The sequence below is a fragment of the Ralstonia sp. A12 genome, from assembly GCF_000801955.1.
Lineage (GTDB): Bacteria > Pseudomonadota > Gammaproteobacteria > Burkholderiales > Burkholderiaceae > Ralstonia.
Genome location: NZ_JSZO01000002.1, coordinates 16,404 through 43,161, shown reverse-complemented (window position 1 = coordinate 43,161; position 26,758 = coordinate 16,404). Strand labels below are relative to the sequence as shown.

23 protein-coding genes and 1 tRNA gene are annotated in these 26,758 nt (G+C 65.0%); 18 read left to right on the top strand and 6 right to left on the bottom strand.

What is annotated here, in order from left to right; translation table 11 throughout:
* Positions 1-8: 8 nt before the first annotated feature.
* Positions 9-809: a YhfC family intramembrane metalloprotease gene (locus PI87_RS04580; protein ID WP_039596519.1), complete on the bottom strand. Its 801-nt coding sequence runs from the start codon at positions 807-809 to the stop codon at positions 9-11.
* Positions 810-968: 159 nt separating this feature from the next.
* On the opposite strand from PI87_RS04580, the gene PI87_RS04575 reads away from it, so the two are divergent.
* The 7 genes from PI87_RS04575 (at position 969) to PI87_RS04545 (ending at position 9,306) form a co-directional block, all read left to right on the top strand.
* Entirely contained in the window at positions 969-1,382 is a 414-nt protein-coding gene (locus PI87_RS04575; protein WP_232313949.1) for a surface-adhesin E family protein, read from the top strand.
* 110 nt (positions 1,383-1,492) lie between these two features.
* On the top strand, positions 1,493-4,186 hold the full coding sequence (locus PI87_RS04570; protein WP_039596517.1) for a sensor domain-containing diguanylate cyclase: 2,694 nt from the start codon (positions 1,493-1,495) through the stop codon (positions 4,184-4,186).
* 446 nt (positions 4,187-4,632) lie between these two features.
* The gene (locus PI87_RS04565; RefSeq protein WP_039596516.1) at positions 4,633-5,793 is read left to right on the top strand and encodes an ABC transporter substrate-binding protein; all 1,161 of its coding nucleotides are present in this window, start codon (positions 4,633-4,635) and stop codon (positions 5,791-5,793) included.
* Between the two features lie 108 nt (positions 5,794-5,901).
* Positions 5,902-6,783, top strand: coding sequence for a branched-chain amino acid ABC transporter permease (locus PI87_RS04560; RefSeq protein ID WP_039596515.1), 882 nt, complete (start codon positions 5,902-5,904; stop codon positions 6,781-6,783).
* A 13-nt stretch (positions 6,784-6,796) separates the two neighbouring features.
* Entirely contained in the window at positions 6,797-7,693 is an 897-nt protein-coding gene (locus PI87_RS04555) for a branched-chain amino acid ABC transporter permease (RefSeq protein ID WP_039596514.1), read from the top strand.
* 7 nt (positions 7,694-7,700) lie between these two features.
* Entirely contained in the window at positions 7,701-8,474 is a 774-nt protein-coding gene (locus PI87_RS04550; RefSeq protein WP_039596513.1) for an ABC transporter ATP-binding protein, read from the top strand.
* Between the two features lie 106 nt (positions 8,475-8,580).
* Positions 8,581-9,306, top strand: a complete 726-nt coding sequence (locus tag PI87_RS04545; protein ID WP_039596512.1) for an ABC transporter ATP-binding protein — start codon at positions 8,581-8,583, stop codon at positions 9,304-9,306.
* A 108-nt stretch (positions 9,307-9,414) separates the two neighbouring features.
* Here the strand turns inward: PI87_RS04545 and PI87_RS04540 are convergent, their stop codons facing one another.
* Positions 9,415-10,287: a LysR family transcriptional regulator gene (locus PI87_RS04540; protein ID WP_039596511.1), complete on the bottom strand. Its 873-nt coding sequence runs from the start codon at positions 10,285-10,287 to the stop codon at positions 9,415-9,417.
* A 198-nt stretch (positions 10,288-10,485) separates the two neighbouring features.
* On the opposite strand from PI87_RS04540, the gene PI87_RS04535 reads away from it, so the two are divergent.
* The 3 genes from PI87_RS04535 (at position 10,486) to PI87_RS04525 (ending at position 13,389) form a co-directional block, all read left to right on the top strand.
* Positions 10,486-11,484, top strand: coding sequence for a zinc-binding dehydrogenase (locus PI87_RS04535; protein ID WP_039596510.1), 999 nt, complete (start codon positions 10,486-10,488; stop codon positions 11,482-11,484).
* A 96-nt stretch (positions 11,485-11,580) separates the two neighbouring features.
* Complete coding sequence (locus PI87_RS04530) at positions 11,581-11,898, top strand: YciI family protein (protein ID WP_052321395.1); 318 nt, start codon at positions 11,581-11,583, stop codon at positions 11,896-11,898.
* 51 nt (positions 11,899-11,949) lie between these two features.
* Positions 11,950-13,389 carry a ClcB-like voltage-gated chloride channel protein gene (locus tag PI87_RS04525; RefSeq protein ID WP_039596509.1) on the top strand — a complete coding sequence of 480 codons (1,440 nt, stop codon included), beginning with the start codon at positions 11,950-11,952 and terminating at the stop codon, positions 13,387-13,389.
* A 6-nt stretch (positions 13,390-13,395) separates the two neighbouring features.
* Here PI87_RS04525 and PI87_RS04520 read toward each other — a convergent pair whose 3' ends face one another.
* Positions 13,396-14,673, bottom strand: a complete 1,278-nt coding sequence (locus PI87_RS04520) for an MFS transporter (protein ID WP_039596508.1) — start codon at positions 14,671-14,673, stop codon at positions 13,396-13,398.
* A 135-nt stretch (positions 14,674-14,808) separates the two neighbouring features.
* On the opposite strand from PI87_RS04520, the gene PI87_RS04515 reads away from it, so the two are divergent.
* The 3 genes from PI87_RS04515 to PI87_RS04505 all read left to right on the top strand — a co-directional run bounded on the left by PI87_RS04515 (position 14,809) and on the right by PI87_RS04505 (position 18,994).
* Positions 14,809-15,711 (top strand): LysR family transcriptional regulator, encoded by a 903-nt coding sequence (locus PI87_RS04515; RefSeq protein ID WP_039596507.1) that lies wholly within the window; start codon positions 14,809-14,811, stop codon positions 15,709-15,711.
* A 287-nt stretch (positions 15,712-15,998) separates the two neighbouring features.
* Entirely contained in the window at positions 15,999-18,260 is a 2,262-nt protein-coding gene (locus PI87_RS04510; RefSeq protein ID WP_039596506.1) for a TonB-dependent receptor, read from the top strand.
* 47 nt (positions 18,261-18,307) lie between these two features.
* Positions 18,308-18,994 (top strand): Fe2+-dependent dioxygenase, encoded by a 687-nt coding sequence (locus tag PI87_RS04505; protein WP_039596505.1) that lies wholly within the window; start codon positions 18,308-18,310, stop codon positions 18,992-18,994.
* Between the two features lie 55 nt (positions 18,995-19,049).
* Here PI87_RS04505 and PI87_RS29395 read toward each other — a convergent pair whose 3' ends face one another.
* Positions 19,050-19,196: a hypothetical protein gene (locus tag PI87_RS29395; RefSeq protein ID WP_198139510.1), complete on the bottom strand. Its 147-nt coding sequence runs from the start codon at positions 19,194-19,196 to the stop codon at positions 19,050-19,052.
* 197 nt (positions 19,197-19,393) lie between these two features.
* Here PI87_RS29395 and pip point away from each other — a divergent pair, with 197 nt between their 5' ends.
* The 4 genes from pip (at position 19,394) to PI87_RS04485 (ending at position 23,173) form a co-directional block, all read left to right on the top strand.
* Positions 19,394-20,347, top strand: a complete 954-nt coding sequence (gene pip / locus PI87_RS04500) for a prolyl aminopeptidase (RefSeq protein ID WP_039596853.1) — start codon at positions 19,394-19,396, stop codon at positions 20,345-20,347.
* A gap of 9 nt (positions 20,348-20,356) precedes the next feature.
* Positions 20,357-21,262, top strand: a complete 906-nt coding sequence (locus PI87_RS04495) for a LysR family transcriptional regulator (RefSeq protein ID WP_039596504.1) — start codon at positions 20,357-20,359, stop codon at positions 21,260-21,262.
* A gap of 94 nt (positions 21,263-21,356) precedes the next feature.
* Complete coding sequence (locus tag PI87_RS04490) at positions 21,357-22,019, top strand: HAD-IA family hydrolase (RefSeq protein ID WP_039596852.1); 663 nt, start codon at positions 21,357-21,359, stop codon at positions 22,017-22,019.
* A gap of 11 nt (positions 22,020-22,030) precedes the next feature.
* Positions 22,031-23,173 (top strand): DSD1 family PLP-dependent enzyme, encoded by a 1,143-nt coding sequence (locus PI87_RS04485; RefSeq protein ID WP_039596503.1) that lies wholly within the window; start codon positions 22,031-22,033, stop codon positions 23,171-23,173.
* Positions 23,174-23,456: 283 nt separating this feature from the next.
* Here PI87_RS04485 and PI87_RS04480 read toward each other — a convergent pair whose 3' ends face one another.
* The gene (locus PI87_RS04480) at positions 23,457-25,394 is read right to left on the bottom strand and encodes a sensor histidine kinase (protein WP_039596502.1); all 1,938 of its coding nucleotides are present in this window, start codon (positions 25,392-25,394) and stop codon (positions 23,457-23,459) included.
* Between the two features lie 256 nt (positions 25,395-25,650).
* Positions 25,651-25,735 (bottom strand) — tRNA-Leu (locus tag PI87_RS04475).
* Positions 25,736-25,925: 190 nt separating this feature from the next.
* On the opposite strand from PI87_RS04475, the gene blaOXA reads away from it, so the two are divergent.
* Positions 25,926-26,753, top strand: a complete 828-nt coding sequence (gene blaOXA, locus PI87_RS04470) for an OXA-22 family class D beta-lactamase (protein ID WP_039596501.1) — start codon at positions 25,926-25,928, stop codon at positions 26,751-26,753.
* Positions 26,754-26,758 lie beyond the last annotated feature (5 nt).

Below are 26,758 nucleotides of genomic sequence, written 5' to 3'. Positions count from 1 at the left end.
TCGTCCAACTAACGCAGCGACGATTCGCCCACCTTCCTGCCGCCCTGCGGCGGCCAGCACGTTGCTGCCAGCAGCACGGCCACAACGGCATACACAGCTTCCGTCACCGCCAGCGGCAGAACGTGCACCTGGTACAGCGCAGCAGGCAGGTCGGCCAGTGCGTGCAGCAGGATCGCCAGAACGACAATCGCAAAGCGCCGCTGCCGCACCGCGTACCAAACCACCAGCGTCAGGGTGAACTGGATCAGCATTGCCGCGATGCGTTCCACCGCCGCACCCGCGGCCAGCCATGGCGAGAGCTGCGTGAGCATCGCGTGGATCGTGCCGATCATGGACTCTGCGCCGCTGGCCGCAAGGCGCGTGTCCAGATCCCCCCGGTTGGCGGCAATGCCGAACATCACCATCTGCGCTTGCGATGCCGTGCCGACCAGCCAGGCTTCAACGCCCGCATGGCCGAGTGCGTAGGCGACGGGGGTGCCCGCATCGCCGGGCTTGCGGGTGAGAAAGCGCAGGCCGAGCCAGCGGCCGATCTCTTCGAACAACCCCGCCATCAGCGCGCCGTAGATGATGAACAGCACCGGCGCGCGCAGCCATTGCGCCGTCACCGGATTGAGCTGCAGCAGATAGACATGCAGCAGGCGCTCCAGCACCAGCGCAAACACGACGAACACCCCCGCACCCACGAAGATGTCGCGCCATGCCAGGTCAAAGCGCCGGCGTAGCCAGAGCCACGCGCCAATCGGCACACAGGCGATCAGCACGGCGGCAAAGGCATGGGCGGCGAGAGTGAAAAGCGGGACGGTTGGCATGGCGAATGGCGCAATCAGGTTGCCCGCATGCTACCTGAGGGCCGTGGCCGCGCCCTCGTGCGCCTTCATCGGCCCCTTGTGGCGCGATTGTTACAATGTATGCGGGCGGCAGCAGGTGCCGCGCTTCTTGGCAGGGCAGGGCTGACGGTCGTGAAACGCATGATGTGGCGGTGGATCTGGGTATGTGGTGTGGGCATTGGTGCCATCGGCATGGTGGCACCCGCGCGAGCGGCACGCTGGCACGAATATCTGACGACGACGTCGGTGGCGGCCTCGATCGACCGCAATTCCCTGCGCTCGAACCAGATCGGCCACAAGACCTTTCTTGCCCGTACTGTGCTCAAGCGCGGTGAGCGCCGTGCCCGCGGCACACGCTATCGGCCCGGCACGATGATCCTCTCGCGCCAGGAGATCGACTGCCGTCGCCAGCGCATCCGTCTGGTCGATTACGTGGTACGCGACCCCGGCGGCGCCACGCTCGACACCGGCACCGCTGCCGGCGCGCACTGGATGCGCATCCGGCCGGGTACGCTGGCAGCGCGTTCGGCCGCCTATGTCTGCGCACGTCGCTAGACCGTTGCACGCGCGCGCCGCTGGCCCGATGGCGACTCGACAGCGGCCCGCAGGCATAGCACTATCGTGAGCGCTCCCTATCACTGCTCGCTGGCTATCGTTCCTGTTCGATGAAACTCACACTGAAGTCGCAGGCGGCCATCATGGCGACCGTCATCAGCGTGACGGCGGTGAGCCTGTTCGGCTGGTCGCAGCGCGAGCCGATCCGCCGCGAGGTGATGGCGCAGATCAAGGCGCAGCAGACCGCGCTGGTGCGGGAATCCGCCGACGATCTCAAGCAGCGGCTCGACACCTACCTGGGCGTGCTGGAGCGCACCGCCCAGCAGATGCACACGGTGCGGTTCGATACGCCGGAGCAGCGTACCCATTTCTTCGAGGCCATCCTGCCCACCAGCGGCCTGTTCGACGGCGTGTTCCTGGCCTCGGCCGACGGCAAGGTAACGGCGACCTCGCCGTACCGCGAAGGCGTGATCGGCATCGATATTGCCGATCGAGATTACTTCAAGCAGGTCATGGTGGTCGACCAACCGACCATCTCCGCGCCGCTGCGCAACCGCGTGGGCGGTGAGCCCATCATCATCCTGGCGGCGCCCGTGCATGACCAGGATGGCCGTTTTGTCGGGCTGATCGGCGCGTCGCTGTACCTGCTCAAGCCGAACTTCCTGGGTGACCTGCGCGACATGCGCGTTGGCCAGACCGGTCACGTGTACCTGGTCGAGCGTGGGGAGCACCCCGTCTACATCGTGCACCCCGATGCGGACAAGACGCTCGCGCCGCTTGATGCCGATCCGGCCATTGCGGCGGCGTTCCGCAGTGATCCGTCTGTGCTGCCCGGGGGCGGTGATGACGTCGTCACTACGCAAGACATCATCGCCACCGGCTGGACGCTGGGCGCCGTATTGCCCGGTGCCGAGGCCAATCGGCAGCTCTTCATCATGCGCCAGCGCTTTCGCTGGTCACTCGTGTTGCTGGCGGCGCTGATTGGCGCGTCGGTGTGGGCGGCGATGCTGTGGCTGCTGCGCCCGCTGGGCCGCCTGCATGCCGCCATGACGCAGCTCTCCAGCACCGATTTGCGCCTGGACTTGTACGACAGGCAGCCGCTCGAGCTGTCCAGCGCCTCGGTGGAAATCGAGGCGGTTTCCACCGCGTTCCACAAGCTGATGGGCGAGGTGGTCCGCCAGCGCGCCGAGCTGGAAGCTGTGAATGACGCATCGCCGATGGGCCTGTTCCGCACCGACGTTGCAGGCCACACGGTCTACGCCAACGAGGCGTACCGCCAATTGCTCGGTGCCACGCATGAAGAGGCGCTGGCCGACGTGTGGCTGGCGCGCCTGCACCCGCACGACCAGGACGCCACGCAGGCTGACTGGCATGACGCTGTCGCGCACGGTACGGGCTACCGCGCCGAGCAGCGCGTGATCGTGCCGGGCGTCGGCGAGCGCCTGCTGGTCGTCAACACCGCGCCCGTGCGCGTGGACGGCAAGGTGGTCGGCCACGTCGGTGCAATGGAAGACATCACCGAGCGCGCACGCGCCGAACAGGCTTCGCGCGTGCTGACCAAGATTCTCGATTCCACCACCGACTTCGTCGCGCAGACCGACTTGCACGGCAACGTCACCTACATCAATCCGGCTGGCCGGCGCTTTGCCGGCATCCCGCTGCAGGCCGACGTGCGTACCCTGACCGTCGGCGATTTCTATCCGCCGGAGACGATGGATTGGCTGCGCGAGGTGGCCGTGCCTGCCGCAGCGCGCGACGGCGTGTGGATTGGCGAGACCACCGTGCGCGGCGTGACCGGCGAGGTCGTGCCGATCAACCACATGATCATCGCGCACCGCAATCCGGGCGGCCGCATGGAGCACTTCTCGTCCATCATGCGCGACATCACGCAGGACAAGGCCGCCAAGGAAGAGCTGCAGCGCAGCCGCGAAACGCTGCAGACCGTCACGGACGCCATGCCCGCGCTGGTGTCCTTTGTCGATACGGACGAGCGCTACCGCTTCCTGAACGCCGCCTACGAGAAAGCCTACGGACGGCCCGCCGCCGCCATGCTTGGACAGACCGTGCACGACGTGGTGGGCGAGGATGGCTACAGCATCCTGCGTGACTCCCTGCGGCGCGCGCTGGCCGGCGAGACCGTCGTCTTCGAACGCGAGTACCGCGGCCGCGACCTGTACCGCTGTGAAGAGATCAGCTACCTGCCGCAGTTCGACGCGCAGGGGCATGTGGCCGGCGTGCATGCCGTCACCCTCGACATTACCGAGCGCAAGAAGCAGGAGCTGCGTTTGCGCGCGCTCACCACCACTGACCACCTGACCGGCTTGCTCAACCGCGCCGGCTTTGACGAACGCCTGCTCGCCGCGCTGGACCAAGCACGCGTGACCGATACCGTGGGCGCGCTACTGCTGCTCGATCTGGACGGCTTCAAGGCAGTCAATGACACGCACGGCCATTCTGTGGGCGATGCGTTGCTGCGCGCCTTCGCGCAGCGTTTGGCGCGCGCCGTGCGGCCGTATGACTGTGTGGCGCGCTTTGGTGGCGACGAGTTTGCCGTGGTGCTCGAGCAGCTCTCTCAGCCGGAAGATGCCAAGACCGTCGCGCGCAGTGTCCTCGCTGCGTGCAACAAGCCGTTTCGCCTGGGCGAGATCACGGTGCAGATCGGCTCCAGCATCGGCCTGGCCGGTTTCGACAGCCGGACGCTTGCGCAGAGCGCGGTCTTTGAGGCCGCCGATGAGGCGCTGTACGAAGCCAAGTCGCGCGGCAAGGGCCTGTTCGTGAGCGCGGACGAGCTTTCTGCGGGCTGATTTCGCGTTGCCGCACGGCACGCAGAAATGGGTACGCTCGACGGCGATTTGGTGCTGTTGCGCAGGCAATATTGCGCCGCAACATCCGCCCCCCAGGCCGGGCGGCGGACAATCCCCTATCGCACGGTCGTGCGCTTTCCGGTAAAGTCCCGCGACTGACTGCGCGCGCCGGACACCCCGGCGCGTCGCACAAGAGCGCTGTACCCATGGCGCCTTCGCTTCACACTCCGACGCACTCCGATGCGCGCGTGCCCGATCCGGCATCGCTCGCACGGGCAGGTCTCTCGCGGTTTTGCACACGTTCTCCCGTGGCGTGAAACCCGTGCAGGCACGCGGCCGGACGCGATGCAGGGCGCATGCGGGGAGCGACGGTGTTGGGCCAGCGCACTCTTAAAGACCGAAAATTGCCATCGGCAATCGCGACGGACAAAAAGGAGCAGGTTCGCATGCAAAAAATGATCAAACAGCTGCTGTTGACGGCAGTGGCTGCGGGGGCGGCAATCGCAACGGGCACGTCGTTCGCGGCCCAGGACATCAAGATCGGCGTGGCCGAAGCGCTGTCGGGCGGTGCAGCCCAGTACGGCGTGGCCATCCGCAACGGCTTCCAACTGGCGGCTGACGAGATCAACGCCGCTGGCGGCGTCAACGGCAGCAAGATCGCGTTGGTGATCGAAGACGAGCAGGGCAAGAAGGAAGAGGCCATCAACGTCTTCAAGAAGCTGATCTTCCAGGACAAGGTGGCGATGGTGTTTGGACCCACGCTGTCCAACTCGGCCCAGGCGGCTGACCCGATCGCACAGGCTGCCAAGACCGTCGCGTTCGGTACCTCCAACACGGCAGACGGCATCACCAGCATTGGCGACTTCGTCTTCCGCAATTCCGTGACCGAAGCCGACGTGCTGCCGGCTACCATCCAGACCGTTGTGAAGAAGGCCGGCGTGAAGAAGGTTGCCGTGCTGTACGGTAACGACGACGTCTTCACCAAGAGCGGCTACGACAACTTCAAGAAGGCGCTCGAAGACCTGAAGATTCCGGTGACGACCACCGAAACCTTCGCCAAGGGCGACGTGGACTTCAAGGCCCAGCTCACCAAGATCAAGGCAACCAACCCGGATGCGATCGTGCTGTCGGCACTGATTGCCGAGGGTGGTCCGATCATGGTGCAGGCACGCCAGCTCGGCCTGAACGTGCCGGTCATCGGCGGCAACGGCATGAACTCGGTCAAGGTGTTCGACCTGGCCAAGGACAAGTCGGATGGCCTGTGGGTGGGCAGCCCGTGGTCGATCGAGAACCACACGGCCGAGAACACCAAGTTCATCACCGCCTACACCGCCAAGTACAAGGCTGCGCCGGACCAGTTCGCTGCGCAGGCGTATGACGCCATGTACATCGCGGCTGCGGCACTGAAGACGGTCAAGTTCAGCGGCAACCTGGAAGGCGACCGCAAGGCCATCCGCGATGCGCTGCCGGCGGTCAAGCACACGGGTGCAACCGGTGCGTTTGCGTTCCGCCAGGTGACGGCGCGCGGCAAGCCGGCCGGCTATGACGCTGTGCAGACGCCGATCGTGAGCGTGACCAAGTCGGGCAAGTACACGATCGAGAAGTAATCTTCGGTTGGCTTTGAACCGAACCGCGGGGCGTAGCTAAACCTACGCCCCATCGCTTTTTCTGTGGCCGCTTTGGTGACATCCGGCCGCACCTCACTCTGATTCATCATGCTGGAACAGCAACTCGTCAATGCGCTGTCGCTCGGCTGCGTGTATGCGTTGTTCGCCCTGGGATTCACGCTGGTTTTCGGCATCCTGGGCGTGATCAACCTGTCGCACGGCGCGGTCTTCATGCTGGGCGCCTATGCGGCGCTGCAGGCGGTCCTCCATTTCGATCTGCCGCTGTGGGCGGCGCTGGCTGTCGGCTTTGTCGTCAGCGGCGTGGCCGGGCTCATCATCGATGTGCTGCTGCTGCGCCCCCTGCGTCGCCGCAATGCGCCGCACCTGATCCCGATGATCGGGACCATTGGTGCGGGCATCGCCATCAATAACGCCATGCAGGGCGTGTTCGGTGCGGAGAACATGCGCTTCCCCGCAGGGCTCGTGTCGGATGCTTCGCTGGACCTGGGTGGCATTCACCTGACGCCACTGGAGCTGGGCATCATCGTGCTGTCGTTCGTGCTGATGGCGGCGCTCATGCTGCTGCTCAAGCGCACGCAACTCGGTCGCGCACTGCGCGCGATTGCAGAGTCGCCCAAGGCGGCGGCGCTGCTCGGCATCAACGTGGAAGGGTTATTCCTGCTGACCTCGTTTGCGGCGGCTGCGCTGGGCGGATTGTCTGGCGTGCTGATCGGCCTGTACTCCAACGCCGTGTTCCCGCTGATGGGCCAGCCGATGCTGCACAAGGGCATCGCGGTCATCATTCTGGGCGGCCTGGGCGATATTCGTGGCGCGATGCTGGGCGGGCTGTTCCTCGGGTTTGCCGAGGTGCTGTCGGTGGCCTACATCGGCTCGACCATGCGTGATGCGGTGGCGTTCGGTTTGCTGTTCCTGATCCTGCTGGTGCGGCCGCAAGGGCTGTTCGGCAAGGTACTCGAACGCAAGGCATAAGGAGGCCGACGACATGGAATGGTTCGACAATTTCTGGTCGGTCTACAGCAACCTGGTGCTCACGCTGGGCATCAACGCACTGCTGGCGCTGTCCATCTATCTCACGCTGTCGTGCGGCTTGCTGGCGATGGCGAATGCGGCCTTCATGGGCATCGGTGCATACACGGCGTCACTGCTGACGATGAACGCGGAGATGCCGTTCTCGGTGGCGCTGGCCGGCGGCATGGCGGCGCCGGCGGTCGTGGCGCTCGTCATTGGCGTGCCGGTGCTGCGGCTGTCGGGTGTGTACCTCGCCATGGCCACGCTGGGCTTTGGTGAAGTGGTGCGCGTGCTGATCCTGAACACCGAAGACTGGACCGGCGGCGCGCTGGGCCTGAACGGTATTCCGCAGCTCACGCAGTGGTGGCACGTGGCGCTGGCCGTGTTGCTCACGCTGTTCGTGCTCGCACGCATGTGCCGCTCGAAGGTGGGCCGCGCGTTTGAGGCTATCAAGGAAGACGAAACCGCCGCTGGCCTCATGGGCATCAACGTGGCCGGCACCAAGCTGCTGGCGTTCACGCTGGGTGCGGCCATCGCCGGGCTGGCAGGCGCGCTCAACGCGCATCTGACCTTCTTCATCGGCCCGAACGAATTCGGCTTCGACCGCGGTGTGGAAATCCTCACGATGACCATCCTGGGCGGCACCAACGGCCTGACGGGTCCGGTGCTCGGCAGCCTGATCCTGTCGTTGCTGCCCGAGTTGCTGCGCGCGTTCAAGGATTTCCGCCTGGTCGTCAACGGCGTGATCCTGATGGTGATCGTGCTGTTCCTGCCCAAGGGCATCTGGGATCCGGCGCGTTTCGCGCGCTGGTTTGGCATCAAGCGCGGCGGCACCATGCCCGGCGCGGCTGCTTCCAATGAATCGCACTGAGGCCGCCATGCTCAAACTCGCATCCATTTCCAAGCGCTTCGGCGGCCTGTCGGTGCTGCAGGACGTCAACATTGAAGTGCCGCAGGGCTCGATCTTCGGTTTGATCGGCCCGAACGGCGCCGGCAAGACGACGGTGTTCAACCTGATCACCGGGTTGCTTGCGCCCACGGGCGGTTCGCTCACCTTCAACGGCGAGAACCTCGTCGGCAGGAAGCCGCACCAGATCACGCAGATGGGCATTGCCCGCACGTTCCAGAACATCCGCATCTTCAAGGAGATGACGCTGCTGGAGAACGTCGTGGTCGGCATGCACCGACACCTGGACTACAGCGCGCCGGGGCTGCTGCTGTCGCTGCCCAAATACCGCGCCGCCGAGCGCCGCGCACGCGATCGCGCGCTGGAACTGCTCTCATGGGTCAAGCTCGACCACAAGGCGCACGACATTGCCGACAACCTCTCGTACGGCGACCAGCGCAAGCTCGAACTCGCACGGGCGCTGGCCACCGAACCGAAGCTGCTGCTGCTCGATGAACCTGTCGCCGGCATGAACACCGGCGAGAAGGTCGACCTGATGGCCGAGATCGAGAACATCAAGGCGCGCGGCTACACGATCTTCATGATCGAGCACGACATGCGCTTCGTGATGGGCCTGTGTGAACGCATTGCCGTGCTGAACTTCGGCCGCATCATCGCCGAGGGGCCGCCGGAGGCGATCCGCAATAATCCGCAAGTCATCGAGGCCTACCTGGGCCGGGACGATGATGATGAGGTGGCAGCATGAGCAGTAAGCAGGGGCCCCGCGCAGCGGGGATGCGCACGGCCGCGAATGCTGCCGGCCACCGACGCCACCCAGGCTGGATGATCGATACGCGTATGGAGGTGGCAGCATGACCACGCTATTGGAAGTCAAAGGGCTGGACGTGTCCTACGGGCACATCGCAGCCGTCAAGGGCATCGACTTTGCGCTCAAGACCGGCGAGATCACCTCGCTGGTGGGCGCCAACGGTGCGGGCAAGTCGACCACGCTGCTGGCGCTGTCGGGGCTGATCCCGAAATCGCAGGGCGAGGTGCGCGGCCAGATCCTGTTCGAGGGCGAGGACGTCACGCAGTGGTCGGCCCACAAACGCGTGCAGCGCGGCATCGTGCAGGTGGCCGAGGGTCGCGCCACGCTCACCACGATGACGGTGCGCGAGAACTTGGAGCTGGGCGCTTACACGCGCAAGGACCGCAGCCAGGTTGCCTCGGACCTGGAGCGTGTGTTCCACCTGTTCCCACGCTTGAAGGAGCGCATCGACGGCCTGGCCGGCAACCTGTCGGGCGGCGAGCAGCAGATGCTCGCCATCGGCCGCGCGCTGATGGCCCGCCCGCGCGTGCTGTTGCTCGATGAACCGTCGATGGGCCTGGCGCCAATCATCGTGCAGGAGATCTTCCGCATCCTGCGCATGATCAACGCCGAAGGGCTGACGATCTTCCTGGTCGAGCAGAACGTGCGCCAGGCACTGAAGATCGCGCAACACGGCTACGTGCTCGAAACCGGCCAGATCGTGCTGGCTGACAGCGGGAAAAATCTGTTGGGCAATCCGCGCGTGCTCGAAGCCTACCTGGGCGGCTGAGTGCCCTGAACGTGCTCCGGCATGCAACATTGCCGGAGTGCGAGAACCGCATATCCATTGGGTTTGCGGTTCATCTTCATCAAAAAGCGTACCCGTTTCTGCGTACGCTCAAATCCCCGCTAAAACATGTCGCTGCGCGTCGAATAGTGCGATCAGCGTGTCGGCGACCGCTCGCACGCGCGGTGAGCGCCGCACGTCTGGATGGATCGCCAGCCAGATTTCCCGGTGCAGCGCAGGGTCGTCTACCGGCAACCGGCGCAAAAGCGTACCCGTTTCTGCGGGCGCGCCAAGGAAGTGCGGAAGCGCTGCGACACCCAGTCCGGCCAGTGCCGCCTGGTGGATTGCGGCCAGATCGCTACAGCGCAGAACCACGCGGCGCTCGCCTGCGTACGCATCCAGCCAGCGCTGCTGCGGCACGTGACGCAGGCGTTCGTCGTAGCCGATGAACTCCCACTCCGCTTCGGGTTGCCCGAGTAATTCGGGCGTTGCGTACAGGCCGTAGCCGAGATCACCCAGTGGCCGCGTAGCCAGCGTGGATGCGGTCGGGCGCGACAGCCGGATGGCGAGGTCGGCCTCGTGCGCCATCAGGTTGGCGTTGCGCGTCTCACCCAGCAGGACCAAGTTGATGCCGGGCCACTGGCGGTGCAGGGCTGCCAAGTGCGGCGCGATGAAGTGGCTCGCGATGGTGGGCGGCGCCGAGATGCGCACCGTACCGCGCAGGCTGCCCGCACCCGCCGCTGCGCGTGCGAAGCCGGCGGCTTCCTGTTCCATGCGCTCGGCACGCTCAGCCAGGGCGCTGCCTTCGGCGGTCAGGCGCCAGCCGCGCGGCAGGCGGTTGAACAGGCGCACACCCAACGATTGCTCCAGCGCTTCGGCACGCCGTGCCACCGTGGTGTGTTCCACCGCCAGCCGCCGCGCCGCGGCTGACAGGCTGCCCTCGCGCGCCAGCACGAGGAAGTAGCGCACGTCATCCCACTGCAAGGAAGAAGAAGGTTCGGCTGCCGCAGCACCTGTCAGTGCACGCTTGAGCCGATCTGGGCTTTTTTGCACAGAAGGTGGTCAGTTTTTGTGAATTCCCGGGTGATTCTGAACGGAATACGCTTGTTTCACAACGTGACGGCAGCAATACCCCCCGTCATGAAACTGAAAAGCGTACCTATTTCTGCGAGGACATTTGCCATGCATGCCAAGGTGATCCAACTCCGTGAACCCGCTTCTGCATTGGGTTTACAGCCCGCCAGCCTGATGCTGCCGCCGCCCGCACCCAATGCGCTGACGGTGCACCACACCGCCGTCGGCGTGAACTTTGTCGATGTGTATCACCGTGCCGGGCTGTATCCGGTGCCGGCGTTTCCGGCGGTGCTGGGCGTGGAGGGAGTTGGCGTGGTCGCAGAAATGGGTACGGACGTGCGCGGCTTTGTGGTGGGCCAGCGCGTAGCGTGGGCCGGGTTGATGGACGGCGCGCCTGGAGGCTATGCAAGCCATCGCAATATTCCCGCCGATCGAGCGATCGCCTTGCCGGATGCACTGGACGACGAGACCGTCGCAGCCACGCTGCTACGCGGCATCACCGCACACATGCTGCTGTCGCGGGTACGCCAAGTACAGGCGGGCGATACGGTGCTCGTGCATGCAGCAGCCGGTGGCCTGGGTCTGCTGCTGGTGCAGTGGGCGAAGCGCCTGGGCGCGCGTGTGATTGGGTCGGTCGGTAGCGAGGCCAAGGCGGCTATCGCGCTTGGTTACGGCGCAGACCACGTCGTGCTCCACCGCCGGCAGGACGTGCGCGAAGCCGTGCTGCAACTCACCGGCGGGGAAGGTGTGGACTACGTCATCGACGGCGTTGGCGGGGCGATGCTGCAAACGTCCATCGCTGTGACGCGGCCGTTCGGCATGGTGGCGAGCATTGGCCAAGCAAGCGACGTCGGCAATGCGCAAACGAACGTCATCGACCTCTCGGCGCTGGGCCCGTCGCGCTCCATCGCACTGGCGCGGCCGGGCGTGTTCCGCTACATGGCCGATCTGTCGCGCTACCGCGCCGGCGCACAGGCGGCGCTGCAACGCATGCTCGAAGGCGTGCGGGTGCCGGTGGGCGGCACCTATGCGCTTGAGGAGGCGGCGGCCGCGCATGCGGCGCTGGAGGCCGGCCAGACCTCGGGCGCGTTGCTGTTGCGACCGTGAGCGTACCCATTTCTGCGTAGCGCTCGGCGGGGTCATCCAGCCTTGCGTCGCGTTGTTCTACCCCACTGTACCCACCCTGCATAAGGAGTTATCGCCATGCTGTACCTGATTCTTTTCACCTACCGCGCACCGCTGTCCGAGATGGATCGCGTGCTGCCTGCCCACCGCCAACACCTGGATGCGCACTACGCGAGTGGGCATTTCCTGATGTCCGGGCCGTTCTTCCCACGTGAGGGCGGTGGCATCCTGGCGCGCGCCGCGTCACGCGAGGAGATCGATGCCATCGTGGCGCGCGATCCGTTCGTGCTGGAGAACCTTGTCGATGTGCGCGTCATCACATGGGGCCCGAACCGGCGCGTGGCCGGCTTGCCGGAAGCGTGGTTTGTTGACGGGGCCGTGAGCGCGTCGACGTAAACCCGCGCAGTGCGCCCGCTATCATGATGGTCTGCCGTTCACGGGGCCGTCATGACCCAACCACCGGATACACCGACACCGTCGCCCACCCCATCCCCGCGCCCTGCGTGGTGGCAGCGCGTGGCTGCGCGGTTACCGTTCGGCAGCGAGCATCTGGTGTTCGTCTATGCCGCCGTGATCGGCTGCGCGGGCGCGTTGTCGACGATCCTGTTTCGCGAATGCCTGCGTCAGCTGCAGTGGTGGCTCTCCGGCACGGATCAGGGGCTGGTGGCCACGGCACGTGCGCTGCCGTGGTGGGCGCGCCTGCTGGTACCGGCCGTTGGTGGTGTGCTGGCAGGTCTTACGCTGCAGGTCGGGTTGAAGTGGATTCCGCGCAAGGGCTCGGAAGACTATATGGAAGCCATCGCCGTGGGCGACGGTGTATTGAGTGCGCGGCAGAGCTTGGTACGCAGCGCGTCGTCGCTGTGCTCGGTGGCCAGCGGTGCGTCCATCGGGAGGGAGGGGCCGATGGTGCAACTGGCGGCGATGTGCGGCTCGTTGCTGGGCCGCGTGCTGCGGCACGTGACACCGGTCTCGGTTGAGCAACTGCGCCTGCTGGTTGCCTGCGGCGCAGCAGCGGGCATCACGTCGGCGTACAACGCGCCCATCTCGGGCGCCGTGTTTGTGAGCGAGATCGTCTTCGGCGTGATTACCACGGCCACGCTCGGGCCGCTGCTGGTCTCAGCCGTGACCGCCGACATCGTGTTGCGCCAGTTCTTCGGGTACGGCGCGGTCTACGAGATGCCGCATTTCGATTTCGTGTCCGGCTGGGAAGTGCTGACGTACCTGGGGCTCGGTCTGGCGGCGGGTATGGCGGGGCCACTGCTGCTCGGGCTGATTGACCGCGCACGCGATGCCTTTGCGCGTACCAAGCTGCCATTGACGTTGCGCTTGGCGCTGGGCGGTTTGATCGTGGGCGGGTTGTCGACGCAACTGCCCGAGGTCTGGGGCAACGGCTACAGCGTGGTGAACAGCTTCCTGCATCAGCCGTGGTTGTGGCAGACGGTGGCGCTGGTGCTGATCTGCAAGGTGGTGGCGACGGCGGCCAGCGCGGGTTCGGGCGCGGTGGGCGGGGTGTTCACGCCCACGCTGTTCTGCGGGGCGGCGCTGGGGTTGCTGTACGGCACTGGCATGCACGCGCTGTTGCCGGGCGCAGCGCCCGTTCCCATCAGCTATGCGGTGGTGGGCATGGGTGCGCTGCTGGCGGCCACCACGCACGCGCCGCTCATGTCGATCCTGATGATCTTCGAGATGACGCTGTCGTATCAGGTGGTGCTGCCGCTCATGCTGGCGTGCATCACGGGTTATGTGACGGCGCATGCGGCGGGCGCGCCGTCGGTGTATGCGCGGGCGCTGGCGCAGAACAAGGAGGAAGCGCGTGAAGATGCGGGCAGCGCACAAAACCCCTCGGCGTCGGCGCTTTCTTCGCCTGCGGACCGTACGCAGAAATAGGTACGCTCAGCTGGTGATGCCGGGCGCCCGTGGGCTCGCGCCCGCATTGTCGGCAGCCATGCGGGGCTTGCGACCATACGCTCGCATCATCACGAAGCTGAGCAGAAAGCCGATCCCGCCAACCAACAGCAACCCGGTCTCGCCAAGCACCGGCAGCAGGTTGGTCAGGAAGCCCGTGACGACCCACGCCACCGCCATGACGGAGCCCGCGACGCCAAGTGCCCAGCCTTGGCGGTCTTCTGTCACGGCATCGGAGAACGCGGTGTACATCGTGGTATAGGCCACCATGTCAAAGCAGCCGACCAGCGCTGCCAATGCCCAGAGCACGTCTTCATAGGGCAGCACGCTCGACAGAATCTGGGCGACGCCGGCCACCAGCAGACCGGTCTTGGCGATATCAATGACGCTCCACACCCGCAGCATCAGGCGCACGACGCACAGCAGCCCAAACACGAAGCACACGCCGATCGCCCCGCTGAACAGCCCCAACTGCGCGCTTCCGTAGTGAAAGCGGGTCTGGAGCAGCATCATGATCGTCTGCAGATAGAGGCCGTAGCCGATCTGCATCAGAAAGAAGACCACCGACAGATAGGCCACCGCCTTGTGCCGAACCGCTTCGTGCATGACACGCAGCGGCAGGAGTACGTCGACGCGGCCCGTGCCCGAGGGCGTGACGGTGTTCCGGTATGACGCGCACATCCACACACCGCACGCCAGCGCCAGCACGCCAACCAGCAGGAACGGCGTTTCGTGGCCGAAGATGGGGGCGATCTGCCGGTCAGAGGCAACGCCGCCGAGCACCGGCCCGACAATCACCCCGACGCTGAAGGCCAGCGACATGATGCTCATGTTGAATGCCTTGTTTTCAGCCGTGCTCATGTCGGTGATGGCCGCTTGCGCGATGCCCTGGCAGCCCGCCATCAGACCGCTCAGTCCGCGGCCGAACAGCAAGAGCCCGACGCTGGGCCAGAGAACGCCGAGCGCCATCAGGAAGTAACTGAGCGACAGCCCGAACACGCACAGCAGCAGGATCTTGCGGCGGCCGTACCCGTCGGACAGCTCGCCCATCAGCGACGATCCGAAGAACATGCACAATGGATAGACCCCGTAGCCCAGTCCCAGATAGAAGTTGCGCAGGTAGGCACTGGTCTCGGGCGCTAGCAGGCTGCTGTGCGGATCGCCAAAAATGACCGACATCATCGGGTAGACCAGGCCGAAGCCCATGGCATCGATGGCGATGGCGAACAAGCACGGGCCGAGCCGTTTGAGGTTGAGTGAGGACATGAGCAACTGGCGCGATGGGCCGGGCGGATGATTGATGGAGCCAGCGTAGCGCTGGCGTCTGGCGCCCCGGTAGACCCGCGCCGCAGATGACTCTTATCGGTTTGGCCGATGAGGGACCCTGCTACGATTTGGCCCATGGACCTTCTTGCAGCCATGCGGATCTTCGTGCGCGTTGTCGAACGCGGCAGCCTGTCGGCGGCCGCGCGCGATCTCGGCGTCGGCCAGCCGGCCGTCAGCGAGCGCGTTCAGCAACTGGAGCGGCATCTTGGCGCGCGCCTGCTCCTGCGCAGCACGCGCGCGGTGTCCTGCACCGACGAAGGCCACGTCTTCTACGCGCGCTGCAAGCAGGTGCTGGAGGCCGCTGACGATGCTTGTGCAGCGGTCTCGCCAGAGCACCACGCCTTGCGCGGGGTGTTGCGAATTGCCGCGCCGCACGGGTTGGGTGAGGTCGCCCTGCCCGCGTTGTTGCAGCGCTTGCGCGAACAACACCCCCAGTTGCGAATCGATCTGATCCTGAACGACCGCCTTGTCGACCCGGTGACTGAGGGCGTTGATCTGTCGCTGCGCCTCGGGGCCACCGGAGACGGCAATTTCATTGCGCGCCGGCTCGGCCAGGTGCGCCGCGTGCTGGTGGCCGCGCCGGACTATCTCGTCCGGCAAGGCACACCGGAGACACCGCAAGCGCTGGCGGCGCACGCCTTCATCCGCGTGACGGGTTTGTTTGGCGATGGCCAGTTGCCGTTGATCGACGCGCGGCAAGTGCGCATCGCCGCGCCGGTCAGCGTGGCGATGAGTCTGAGCCATTGGCGGCCGGTGTATGAGTTGCTGCTGAGCGGCGCCGGTATTGGCGTACTGCAGGAGCCGGTATGCGCTGCGGCCCTGGCAGCAGGGCAGTTGACGCGGCTCTTGCCGGACCATGTTGTGCCCGGTTTCGAGCTGCACGCGTTGATTCCTGCCGCCCGGCCAATCCCGCCAAAGACGCGTGCGTTTGTGGCGCTGCTCGAGGGGCATATCCAAACCTTGCCCGGCCTCACCTAGGGACGGCGTTGCGGGTGCGCTATGCCCCGTTCACGGTTTCCGACGGCCAAACGCGCTCGCTATCAGCAAGGTCTAAGGAAAAATGCCTTTTTGATCGCTTTTCAATGTGCGTTTCTGGGAACTTTCCACAGAAAATGTGATAAGTGATTGCTGTTGCGAATCATTATCATTTATATTTGCGTCCGCATTTCGTAGTGCGCTCTTGTGCACGGCGGCACGGGCGCAGGAGGGCGTTCCGCAGCGGCCGGCATCCAGAAGGAAGGGCGCCGCCCGGAGAAACCACCCAGATGAATCGCCCGAATCGCTTGAGCCCCAGGCCCGTCGCCAGTGCGCTGCTGGCCCTGTTTGCCACGCCCACCGTCGCACTCGCCCAGCAAGTCGCATCCACCCCCGTTGTTGCCACCAGCGCCGCGACTGCCACGGCCACGTTGCCTGAAGCCGTGGTCAAGGCCACCGCCCCGCGCGATGACTACAACGCCGCCAAAAGCTCGATCTCCAAGCTGCCCGAGAACCTGCGCGACATTCCGCAATCGGTCACGGTGGTGCCCAAGGCGCTGACTGATGCGCAAGGCGCCAGCTCGCTGGCCGATGCGTTGCGCAACGTGCCGGGCATCACCATTGGTGCGGCCGAGGGTGGGCAGATCGGCAACAACATCAACCTGAACGGTTTCTCCGCGCGCACCGACATCTACCTCGATGGCTTCCGTGATCGCGGCCAGTACTACCGTGACCTGTTTGCGCTCGAGTCGGTGGAAGTGCTGATGGGGCCGTCTTCGATGCTGTTTGGCCGCGGCTCGACCGGTGGCGTGATCAATCAGGTGACGAAGAAGCCGTCGCTAAAGGCCGCCACCGAAATCACGGGCTCGGTGACCACCAACGGCCTGGTGCGCGCCACGGCTGACGTCAACACGCCGATCTCCGATACGTCTGCGTTCCGCATCTCTGCGATGGCGCAGAACGGCAAGACCAGCACGCGCGACGAGATGGCCGCGCAGGATTTCGGTATCGCGCCGTCGTGGCGCTTCGGTATCGGCACGCCCACCGAGGTGACGATCTCCGCGCTGCTGCAGCACAACCGCGACATGCCTGACTACGGTGTGCCGAACCTCAACGGCCACCCCGTCAACGTTAGCCCCAAGACGTACTACGGCTACACGGACGACCGCACCACGCAGGACGTGGCAGCCTTCTCGGCCAACATCGATCACAAGTTCTCGCCCAACCTGCGCCTGCGCAACCAGACGCAGTTCAACTACGTGCAGACCGATGCGCGCGAGACGGCGCCCAATGCGGTGGGTACGGTCAGCGCGTCGGGCGTGTTCACGGCGCTGACCAACAGCAATCTGCCGCTCTCGGCACTGTCGGTGCGCTTGCAGAGCCATGACCGCCGCATCCGTGATTACTCGCTGTTCAACCAGACCGAGCTGACGGCCAAGTTCGATACAGGTTCGGTCAAGCACACACTGCTGGTGGGCACTGAGTTCGGCCACGACGGGTACGACAACCAGAACTACTACCGTAATGGCGCGTGCAACGGCACGCCGCTGGTGCAGTCGAGCATGACGAGCGGGTTTGTCTCGTGCGAGCCGCTGGTCAACCCGGGCTATACCAACTCGCCGTCGAACGCACCGTCCACGCTGGGCAACCTGCAGGGCGGCTCGGCCAACACGGTGGCCGCGTACTTCAACGATTCGATCGAGTTCACCAAGCAGTGGAAGGCGGTGGCGGGTCTGCGCTTTGACCGCTACGTCGCCAGCATCTCGAACTCGTTGAATGCGGCGAACACGCCGGCGTCGGCCAAGATCACCGCGCTGCCGTACGCGCAGCAGGCGGTGAACTTTGTCAGCACGCGCCTGGGCGGCATCTGGCAGCCGACGGACTGGCAGTCGTACTACGTGTCGTATGGCACGTCGTTCAACCCGTCATTGGAGCAACTGGTGGGCACCACGGGCCAGCAGAGCCTGGACCCGGAGAAGAACAAGTCGTATGAAGCCGGCGGCAAGTGGGATCTGCTCAATGGGGATTTGTCGGTGTCGTCCGCGCTATTCCAGATCACCAAGGACAACGCGCGCACGCAGGTCGACAGCACGACGTACACGCTGGCCGGCAAGATCCGCGTGCGCGGTGCGCGTCTGGGTGCCACGGGCCACCTGACCGACAAGCTGCAGGTGTTCGCGGGCTACACGTATCTGGATGCGGACATCATCAACGGCATTGGCGTGGGCACGCAGGGCATGGTGCCGGCCAACACGCCCAAGCATGCCGCTACGGTGTGGACGAGCTACACCTTCCTGCCGAACTGGGAAGCGGGCGCGGGCGCGTTCTACATGTCGCAGCGCTACGCCAATAACACCGACACCGTGCAAGTGGGTGGCTTCGTGCGCTGGGATGCGATGCTGGCCTATCACCAGCCCAAGTACGACGTGCGCCTGAACGTGTTCAACCTGTTCAACAAGACGTATTACGATGCGCTGATTCCGTCTGATGGCGGTCGTGCTGTGCCGGGTACCGGCCGCGCGGCGATGCTGTCGGTGGTGTATCGCATGTAACGGCTGGGGGATGGGCCCCCGGCTGCGTACCCGTTTCTTCCAGCGCCATGCTTGTCTGTATTCCCAACGTCTTCAACGCTGCGCAGGTGGCTGCGCTGCGCGAACTGCTCGACAGCGCGGGCGAAGCCTGGGTGGATGGCCGCGTATCGGCCGGCTATTCGGGGGCGCCGGTCAAGGTCAACCAGCAGATCGATGAGCGTGCGGAAGTGGCGCTGCAGTGCCAGCAGCTCATCCTGAGCGTGCTGGAGCGGCACCCGCGCTTCATCAGCGCGGCGTTGCCGAATGTGGTGTACCCGCCGATGTTCAACCGCTACGGCGAGGGCATGACCTTCGGCGCGCATGTCGACGGTAGCGTGCGCATCCACCCGCACAACGGCGCCAAGCTGCGCACTGACATCTCGGCCACGCTGTTTCTGTCAGACCCCGCCAGCTACGACGGCGGCGAGCTGCAGATCGAAGACACCTACGGCATGCACAGCATCAAGCTCAATGCCGGTGATCTGGTGATCTATCCGGCTACGAGCCTGCACCAGGTCACGCCCATCACGCGCGGCGTGCGTGTGGCGAGCTTCTTCTGGATCCAAAGCCTGATCCGTGATGACACACAGCGCGCCATGCTGTTCGACTTGGACAACGCCATCCAGACGCTCAACCAGACCGACGCGGATGCCGGCGCGCGCCGCACACTCATCGGCGTGTATCACAACCTGATGCGGCAGTGGAGCGAGACCTGAGCGGAGCAGGCGGCGTCACACCGGGAAATGGTGCAACGCAAAAACGCAGTTGGGCTTAGCGGCCCGAACGGCGATACAGCTCGGCCATCATGCCGCAGCTTTCCACATGCAGCGCGACAGCGCGCGTGGCTTCACGGCGCAGGACTTGCCAGAAACGGGCGAAGCGGGAGGTGGGGGCGGCGTTGAGGGCGGCGGCTTCCATGATGATTCCTTTCTGAGCGATAACCTAGGGATTACCCTAATGTTAGTCGCAATATTGCGCCGCAGCAAATTGTGGCTTTCCATGTCGTCAGATCGCCACATTCTTGTGACGATTGCATCGCCTTTGCGGCGTGCTGTGCTCTTGCCTCTGCCTTTGTAGAATCGGGGCATCGCTCCTGTATGGAAACGGAAACCGACATGTCCGAACTGCGCACCCTGTACCCGCCCATCGAACCGTATGAAACCGGCATGCTCAACGTGGGCGATGGCCACACGATCTACTACGAGCGCGTCGGCACGCCCGGCGCCAAGCCGGCGGTGTTCCTGCATGGCGGGCCCGGCGGCGGCGTTTCGGCTGACCACCGCCGCCTGTTTGACCCCGCCCGCTACGACGTGATGCTGTTCGACCAGCGTGGCTGCGGGCGTTCCACGCCCCATGCGGGGCTGGAGGCCAACACCACCTGGCACCTCGTGGCCGACATCGAGCGCCTGCGCGCGATTGCCGGCGCCGAGCGCTGGCTGGTATTCGGTGGCTCCTGGGGCTCGACGCTGGCGCTGGCCTATGCGCAGAAGTACCCCGAGCATGTGAGCGAACTGGTGCTGCGCGGCGTCTACACCGTCACGCAGGCCGAACTGCGCTGGTACTACCAGTACGGTGTGTCGGAGATGTTCCCCGAGAAATGGGCACGCTTTCAGGCACCCATTGCCGAGGCCGAGCGCGACAACATGATCGCCGCCTACCGCAAGGTGCTCACCGGCAACGACCTGGCCAAGCAGATCGAAGCCGCCCGCGCCTGGAGCGTGTGGGAAGGCGAGACCATCACCCTGCTGCCCGATCCGGACAACAGCGCCAAGCACGCCGACGACCATTTCGCGCTGGCTTTTGCGCGGCTGGAGAACCACTACTTCACGCACCAATGCTGGCTGGAAGAAGGCCAGTTGCTGCGCGAGGCGCATCGGCTGGCAGGCATTCCGGGCGTGATCGTGCACGGCCGCTACGACATGCCGTGCCCGGTGCGCTACGCGTATGCACTGCACCAGGCGTGGCCCGACGCGGATTTCCACCTGATTGAGGGTGCAGGCCACGCGTGGAGCGAACCCGGCATTCTCGACCAGCTCGTTGCAGCCACTGATCGGTTTGCCGACAAATAAAGCGCGCTTATGACGGACTCCGCCGATCTGCGCTTCCTGCTGGCCATCCAGGAGAACGGCAGCCTGGTTGCCACAGCGCGGGCGTTGGGTTTGACGCCCTCGGCGGTGTCGCAGCGCTTGCAGCAGTTGGAAAAGAAGCTGGGCGCGCGGCTCGTTGACCGCACCGCGCGCAGCCTGCGCTTTACGCAAGAGGGCGCACTGTTGTGCGAGCGCGGCGCGGAGCTGATCCGTCAGCTCGATGCGCTGTCGGAAGACCTGCAAACACGCCAGGGCGGTCTGGTTGGCACGCTCAAGGTCAACGCGCCGCTGGGTTTCGGGCGGCGCTACATCGCACCCATCATCAGCGACTTCCAGCAGGAGCATCCCGACGTCGACATCGAATTGATGCTCTCCGATGCACCGCTGACGGAGGCGGCTGAGCGCTTTGACGTGGTCATCCATATCGGCGCGCTGCAGGTGTCCAACCTTGTTGGCTACGCGATTGCGCCGAATGCGCGGCTGCTCTGTGCATCGCCCGCATTCATCAAGCGTCATGGCTTGCCTGAGACGCCCGACAATCTCGCCACGCTGCCCTGCATCGTGCTGCGCGAGAACAAAGAGGACGTTTCGCTCTGGCATTTCAGCAAGGGCCGGACGAGCCGCAGCGTGCGCGTGCCATCCAAGCTCATCTGCAACGACGGCGATGTGATCCGCCGCTGGGCGTGCGAGGGGCGTGGCGTGATCCTGCGCTCGGAATGGGATGTGGCGGAGGATTTGCGTGCCGGGCGGCTGGTGCGGTTGCTGCCGGGTTGGAAGGCGCCAGACGCCAATGTGATCGCGCTCACGCACAACCGGGCGGGGCTGCCGCAACGTACACGCCACTTCATGCAGTTCCTGCAAAGCTGCTTTAAGCCGCAGCCGCCGTGGCGCGCATGATGTAGCCAGACTGAATCTTTGAGTCAAACTGGCTTCACCTAAAGGCGGTTCTCACTGCCTACAATCGGCTGCATCGATCAACGCCGATTTGCAGGTGACACGTGTGACATCCTCTACGTCTTCCCCGGGTTATCCCAAGGCCATCCTGTTTGACTTGCTGACTGCGCTGCTGGATTCGTGGTCGCTGTGGGACCGCGCGGCGGGTACGCAGCAGGCGGGCCGCACGTGGCGCGCGGCGTATCTACAGCTCACGTACGGTTGCGGTACGTATGTCCCCTATGAAGACATGGTGCGGCAGGCCGCGCAGAACGTCGGCCTGCCTGCCTCGGCACCCGATGCGTTGGAAGCTGGCTGGTTGCAGCTTGAACCTTGGGCGGGCGCTGCAGAAGCCCTGAAGCAACTGCAGCCACACTGCAAACTGGCAGTCGTCACCAACTGTTCCGAACGACTGGGCCGGCAGGCGGCGGCGCTGTTGCCGGTTGCATGGGATGTCGTCATCACGGCGGAACAGGCCGGTGTGTACAAGCCCGACCCCAAGCCGTATCGCATGGCGCTGGAGCAACTCGGCGTGCAAGCGTCGGATGCCGCATTTGTTGCCGGTTCCAGCTACGACATGTTCGGTACGGCCGCAGTGGGTTTGCGTACGTACTGGCATAACCGCATCGGCCTCGCGCTGGTCGAGGGCGCACAGCCACCGGAAATCGAATCGCCAACCCTGGACGGGCTCGTGCCCTGGGCCAGCCGCTTTGCCGCATGAGGAGCACATCCATGACAACCAGCACCCTTGATGCCCTCGACACGCCCGCTGCGCTGATCGACCTGCCGCGCATGCAGCACAACATCGCGCGCATGCAGCAGCGCATGAACGCGCTGGGCGTGAAATTCCGCCCGCATGTGAAGACCACCAAGTGCCTCGACGTCGTGCGTGCCCAGGTGGCAGCTGGCGCGCAGGGCATCACCGTATCGACGTTGAAAGAGGCCGAGGCGTTCTTTGCTGCGGGCATCATCGACATCCTGTATGCAGTGGGTATCGTCGCGTCCAAGCTGCCGCGCGCGATGGCGCTGCGCAGCCGAGGGTGCGATCTCAAGCTCGTCGTCGACAATGTGGAGGCCGCTAACGCCGTGGTCGACCACTACCGCACACATCACGAACGCTGCGAGGTGTGGATCGAAGTCGATACCGACGGCCACCGCTCCGGCATCACGCCCGAACAGGATGCCCTGCTGGAGGTCGGCCGCGTCCTGCAGGCAGGCGGCATTGACGTGGGCGGCGTGATGACGCACGCCGGCTCCAGCTATGACCTGCACGACCAGGCCGCCCTTGCCGCGTTGGCCGAGCAGGAGCGCGCCGGTTGCGTGCGCGCAGCACAGCGCCTGCGCGAGGCCGGCATTCCGTGTGCGGCAGTCAGCGTCGGGTCTACGCCCACCGCATTGGCAACCGAGCACCTGGAAGGCGTGACCGAAGTGCGTGCAGGGGTCTACGTGTTCTTCGATCTGGTCATGCACAACGTGGGCGTGTGCAAGCTGGACGAGATTGCCCTGAGCGTGCTGACCACCGTGATCGGCCATCAGCCGGACAAGGGCTGGGTGATCGTCGATGCCGGCTGGATGGCGATGAGCCGCGACCGTGGCACCGCCAAGCAGTCGCACGACTTCGGCTACGGACAGCCCTGCGCGCTCGACGGTACGCCGCTCGACGGGCTCACGTTGATTGGCGCGAACCAGGAGCACGGCATCCTGGCCGTCAGCGATGGCTCAGTGAGCGACGACCTTGCAGCGCGCTTCCCGGTCGGGACGAAGCTGCGCATTTTGCCGAACCATGCGTGCGCGACTGGCGCGCAGTTTCCGGAGTATCACGCGGTGTCGTCGCGCGGCGGGGTGGAGGTGTGGGGGCGGTTTCACGGCTGGTGAGCTGCATCATGCATCCAGGCACGCCGCAAGCAAAAGGCCCGCATTGCTGCGGGCCCTTGCCTGAATCGTTGGTGCCATTCTGGCCCGCGAAAGCGTGCCGGAATGCGCTCCTTGCGCGGTTGAGGACGCAGAAGCCCACGTTGTTCACGACGATTCCGATATGACCGGGGAGCGGCTCGGAACCGGCGCCAGCGACGACATGGTGTCGAGATTGTAAGTGGCCGATGCAGCGTCCCGCTGTCGCACATTTGTTCTACAGACTGGATGCTCGCGGTGTGCGCCATTACGCCTGGGCGCTGCGCATCAGCGGCAGCCAAAGCGCAAAGCGGGTGCCGTCCGGCCCTGAACGCCAGCTGACGGTGCCATCGAGCGCCTGCGCGCGGCGCTGCTGGTTGCGCAGGCCGTGTCCCTTGCCGGTGCACAAGGTGTGCTCCACGTCAAAGCCGTGGCCGTTGTCTTCGATGATGACGCGAATGCCGTCCGGTTCTGCCGCGGTGCCGACGCGGATCTCGCTGGCGTGCGTGTGGTGCAGGATGTTGGCAATGCTCTCCTGCACGATGCGCAGAATATGCAGCGCACTGGACGGATCGAGCCACGCCAGGGTCGGCAGTTTCTGCACCTCCCAGCGCAGCGCGATGCCCGTGCCCTCCAGGCGCGGCTCGAGGCGAAAGCGCAGCGTGGCCAGCAACAGCAGCAGGTCCGCCTCGACGGGTTCCATCGAGTCGATCGTCAGCTTCAGGTCATCCAGGCAGCCCTTGAGGATGTGCGAGATTTCGGTCTCGTCGACCGCGCCATGCTCGACAGAGCGAATCGCGTTGATGAGCGACGCACCGAGACCATCGTGCATGTCCTGCATCAGGCGCTGGCGTTCTTTGCTGATTGTCTGTTGGCGTTCCGCTTCCAGCAGCCGCCGATGGCTCAGTTCGAGTTCCGCCTCGCGTGCGTTCAGGCGCAGCGTGAGGTTGGCGTTCATCAGCTCGACTTCGTCAATCGCATTGACGTAGCGCCGGTACATCAGCGTGCCGAAGATGCCGAACGTGATGGCATTGGTGTACGCCCCGAAATACCAACCCTCTGGGCTGACGAAGTTGTTCTGCAGCAGCCAGTCCGATACGCCCAGCAGGGTACAGACCGCGACCCCCATTGCGACCAGAATCCCCTCCTTGGAACGGCGCCAGGCGTGGATGCCACCCACCAACCCAACGGCGGCCCCCATGAGCGCCGCAAGCGGATAGAGCAGCGGCGTGACCTTGGGCGTGTTGGGCAGCACCGCCAGCATCGGCAACGTCAGCACGCCAATCAGGCAGGTCGCCCCGACCAGCACACGGGTGAACCACGCAAGCGGGCGACCGTGCAACTGACACAGGAAGAAGTGCACCACGAGCACCAGCCACAGCAGGGAGTTGACGGTCAGCCAGGCGAACCAGTCGTTGGCGACCGGCAGATCCACATAGAAGTGCAGCCCCCGCAGAAATGACGTGACGGCGAGGTTGAAGAACAGCAGATAGCTGGTTTCATGCCGCCGCCTGAGCCACACAAAGAGCGAGAAAATGCCGACAGCCAGGAACGCCGCACTCAGGATGGTCGGCAGTTCCTGCTGCAGCCATTCACGCATGTGGTAGCGCCCCGCCAGTGCGGCGGCAGGCCCCAGCCATAGCGAGGACATCGCCACCTGCGTGCCCTGGGAGTGCTCCAGGCGGATGAGGATCTCGTTCACCTGCGTGCTGTCGACATGCCTGTCCAGCGCGACCCACAGCGGCGTTCGCGTGCTGTTCCACAGTGGACCGTGTTCCTGCGCCTGATGCACCAGCCGGCCGTTGACGTACACCGCGATCGTCCCGTCGGTCTTGATGCGGATGCCGTACAGCGCCAGCGGGCCGGAAAGCGTGGGCGATCGTGGTACGGAGAGCCTGAGCCAGGTGGTGTGCACCACCGGGGCGTTTGCCTTCGTGCCGGCCTGTCGGAGCAGGGCGATGGGCGGGGCCAGGGGCAGCGCGGCAGGGTGCCACGCGTTCGGCAGGGATGCGCTGTCCACCGTGGACGGCGGTGCAGTGAAACCCGGCGCATCCGTGACCTGCCAGTCGGCCTGCGTTAGATGCAGGCCCGTGACCGTCGCTTGCGCGCCGCCGGCTTTCGAGTAGAAGACGCCCACCATGACAAGCAGCGCCACGGAAAAGACGAAGACCGCGTTGGCAAGGAGGGGCGCGGGACGGTATCTCATACAGTGCCGGTATCGCAACGCTCAAAAAAATGGACGGGCCACTATGAAAGGCGTTTGGGCGCGGCTTGGGAACCCTCATCAAAGGGGGAGGCGAGCGGGCAGCGTCTGGACTTGTCGGTCTGCTGGCGTGATGGCGTTCCTGCCATTCCACGGATGCCGGCACAGGGGGCGCCGCGTTGCCGTGGACAACAAAAAACCCGCGAGGCTTGTCGCCACGCGGGTTTCTGGTCGTCCCTGAACAGCTTGGGACTGTATTTGGTGCCCAGGAGAGGACTCGAACCTCCACGGAGTTACCCGCTAGTACCTGAAACTAGTGCGTCTACCAATTCCGCCACCTGGGCTAGGTGAGCGGCGCATTTTACAGACCGCCGGGAAATTTGCAAGCCTTTCTTGATCGGACGGAATTTACGCCCCCGGATGCCTGTCAGCGTTACAGCTGTTACGCGCGTGGCGGTCCGCAAAACATGCACCCCGCTGCTACGCTGCCGCGCAGTTCCCCGTACCCCCCATTTCCCTTCAAGAGGTTGATCGATGATGAAACTCCGCCACGCCGCGACCGGTGCCTTGTTGGCCGCGCTTGCCACGTTTGCCCATGCCGAGCGCACGATCTGCACGATCGTGGCCGATGCCGCCACCGGCAAGACCGTTCTGCAAGAAGGCCACTGCGCTGAACGTGTCACGCCCGCGTCCACCTTCAAGCTCGCGCTGGCCGTCATGGGCTACGACCACGGTTTCCTGAAAGACGAACACGCCCCCGTCGAGCACATGAAGGCCGGCGACCCCGATTGGGGCGGCGAGGCCTGGCACCAGCCCATCGACCCCACGCTGTGGCTCAAGTACTCCGTGGTCTGGTATTCGCAGCGCATTACGCATGCGATGGGCGCGCAGACGTTCCAGTCTTACGTGCGCAAGTTCGACTATGGCAACGCCGATGTCAGCGGCGACCCAGGCAAGAACAACGGCATGGACCGCTCGTGGATCACCTCGTCGCTAAAGATTTCGCCGGAAGAGCAGGTGGGCTTCCTGCGCAAGATCGTCAACCGGCAGTTGCCGGTGTCTGCGCATACGTATGAGATGGTCGACCGCGTGGTGCAGACCTGGCCGGTGCTTGGCGGCTGGGCCGTGCAGGGCAAGACCGGCACAGCCGGGCCGGGCCCCGGCAATACGTCGCCCGATGGCACGTGGGATCAGGCGCACGCGTACGGCTGGTTTGTCGGCTGGGCGAAGAAGGGGGACAAGACCTACGTGTTTGCGAACCTGATCCAGGATGACAAGCTTGAACCGACCTCGGGCGGCCTGCGCTCGCGCGATGCGATGCTGGCACGCTTGCCGGAAGTCCTGGCCTTTTCTGGCCACTGATCGAT

Excerpts from the sequence above, each read along its gene's own strand:
- PI87_RS04580 (WP_039596519.1), bottom strand. The coding sequence starts at position 809 with ATGCCAACCGTCCCGCTTTTCACTCTCGCCGCCCATGCCTTTGCCGCC.
- PI87_RS04575 (WP_232313949.1), top strand. The coding sequence starts at position 969 with ATGATGTGGCGGTGGATCTGGGTATGTGGTGTGGGCATTGGTGCCATC.
- PI87_RS04570 (WP_039596517.1), top strand. The coding sequence starts at position 1,493 with ATGAAACTCACACTGAAGTCGCAGGCGGCCATCATGGCGACCGTCATC.
- PI87_RS04565 (WP_039596516.1), top strand. The coding sequence starts at position 4,633 with ATGCAAAAAATGATCAAACAGCTGCTGTTGACGGCAGTGGCTGCGGGG.
- PI87_RS04560 (WP_039596515.1), top strand. The coding sequence starts at position 5,902 with ATGCTGGAACAGCAACTCGTCAATGCGCTGTCGCTCGGCTGCGTGTAT.
- PI87_RS04555 (WP_039596514.1), top strand. The coding sequence starts at position 6,797 with ATGGAATGGTTCGACAATTTCTGGTCGGTCTACAGCAACCTGGTGCTC.
- PI87_RS04550 (WP_039596513.1), top strand. The coding sequence starts at position 7,701 with ATGCTCAAACTCGCATCCATTTCCAAGCGCTTCGGCGGCCTGTCGGTG.
- PI87_RS04545 (WP_039596512.1), top strand. The coding sequence starts at position 8,581 with ATGACCACGCTATTGGAAGTCAAAGGGCTGGACGTGTCCTACGGGCAC.
- PI87_RS04535 (WP_039596510.1), top strand. The coding sequence starts at position 10,486 with ATGCATGCCAAGGTGATCCAACTCCGTGAACCCGCTTCTGCATTGGGT.
- PI87_RS04530 (WP_052321395.1), top strand. The coding sequence starts at position 11,581 with ATGCTGTACCTGATTCTTTTCACCTACCGCGCACCGCTGTCCGAGATG.
- PI87_RS04525 (WP_039596509.1), top strand. The coding sequence starts at position 11,950 with ATGACCCAACCACCGGATACACCGACACCGTCGCCCACCCCATCCCCG.
- PI87_RS04520 (WP_039596508.1), bottom strand. The coding sequence starts at position 14,673 with ATGTCCTCACTCAACCTCAAACGGCTCGGCCCGTGCTTGTTCGCCATC.
- PI87_RS04515 (WP_039596507.1), top strand. The coding sequence starts at position 14,809 with ATGGACCTTCTTGCAGCCATGCGGATCTTCGTGCGCGTTGTCGAACGC.
- PI87_RS04510 (WP_039596506.1), top strand. The coding sequence starts at position 15,999 with ATGAATCGCCCGAATCGCTTGAGCCCCAGGCCCGTCGCCAGTGCGCTG.
- PI87_RS04505 (WP_039596505.1), top strand. The coding sequence starts at position 18,308 with ATGCTTGTCTGTATTCCCAACGTCTTCAACGCTGCGCAGGTGGCTGCG.
- PI87_RS29395 (WP_198139510.1), bottom strand. The coding sequence starts at position 19,196 with ATGGAAGCCGCCGCCCTCAACGCCGCCCCCACCTCCCGCTTCGCCCGT.
- pip (WP_039596853.1), top strand. The coding sequence starts at position 19,394 with ATGTCCGAACTGCGCACCCTGTACCCGCCCATCGAACCGTATGAAACC.
- PI87_RS04495 (WP_039596504.1), top strand. The coding sequence starts at position 20,357 with ATGACGGACTCCGCCGATCTGCGCTTCCTGCTGGCCATCCAGGAGAAC.
- PI87_RS04485 (WP_039596503.1), top strand. The coding sequence starts at position 22,031 with ATGACAACCAGCACCCTTGATGCCCTCGACACGCCCGCTGCGCTGATC.
- PI87_RS04480 (WP_039596502.1), bottom strand. The coding sequence starts at position 25,394 with ATGAGATACCGTCCCGCGCCCCTCCTTGCCAACGCGGTCTTCGTCTTT.
- blaOXA (WP_039596501.1), top strand. The coding sequence starts at position 25,926 with ATGATGAAACTCCGCCACGCCGCGACCGGTGCCTTGTTGGCCGCGCTT.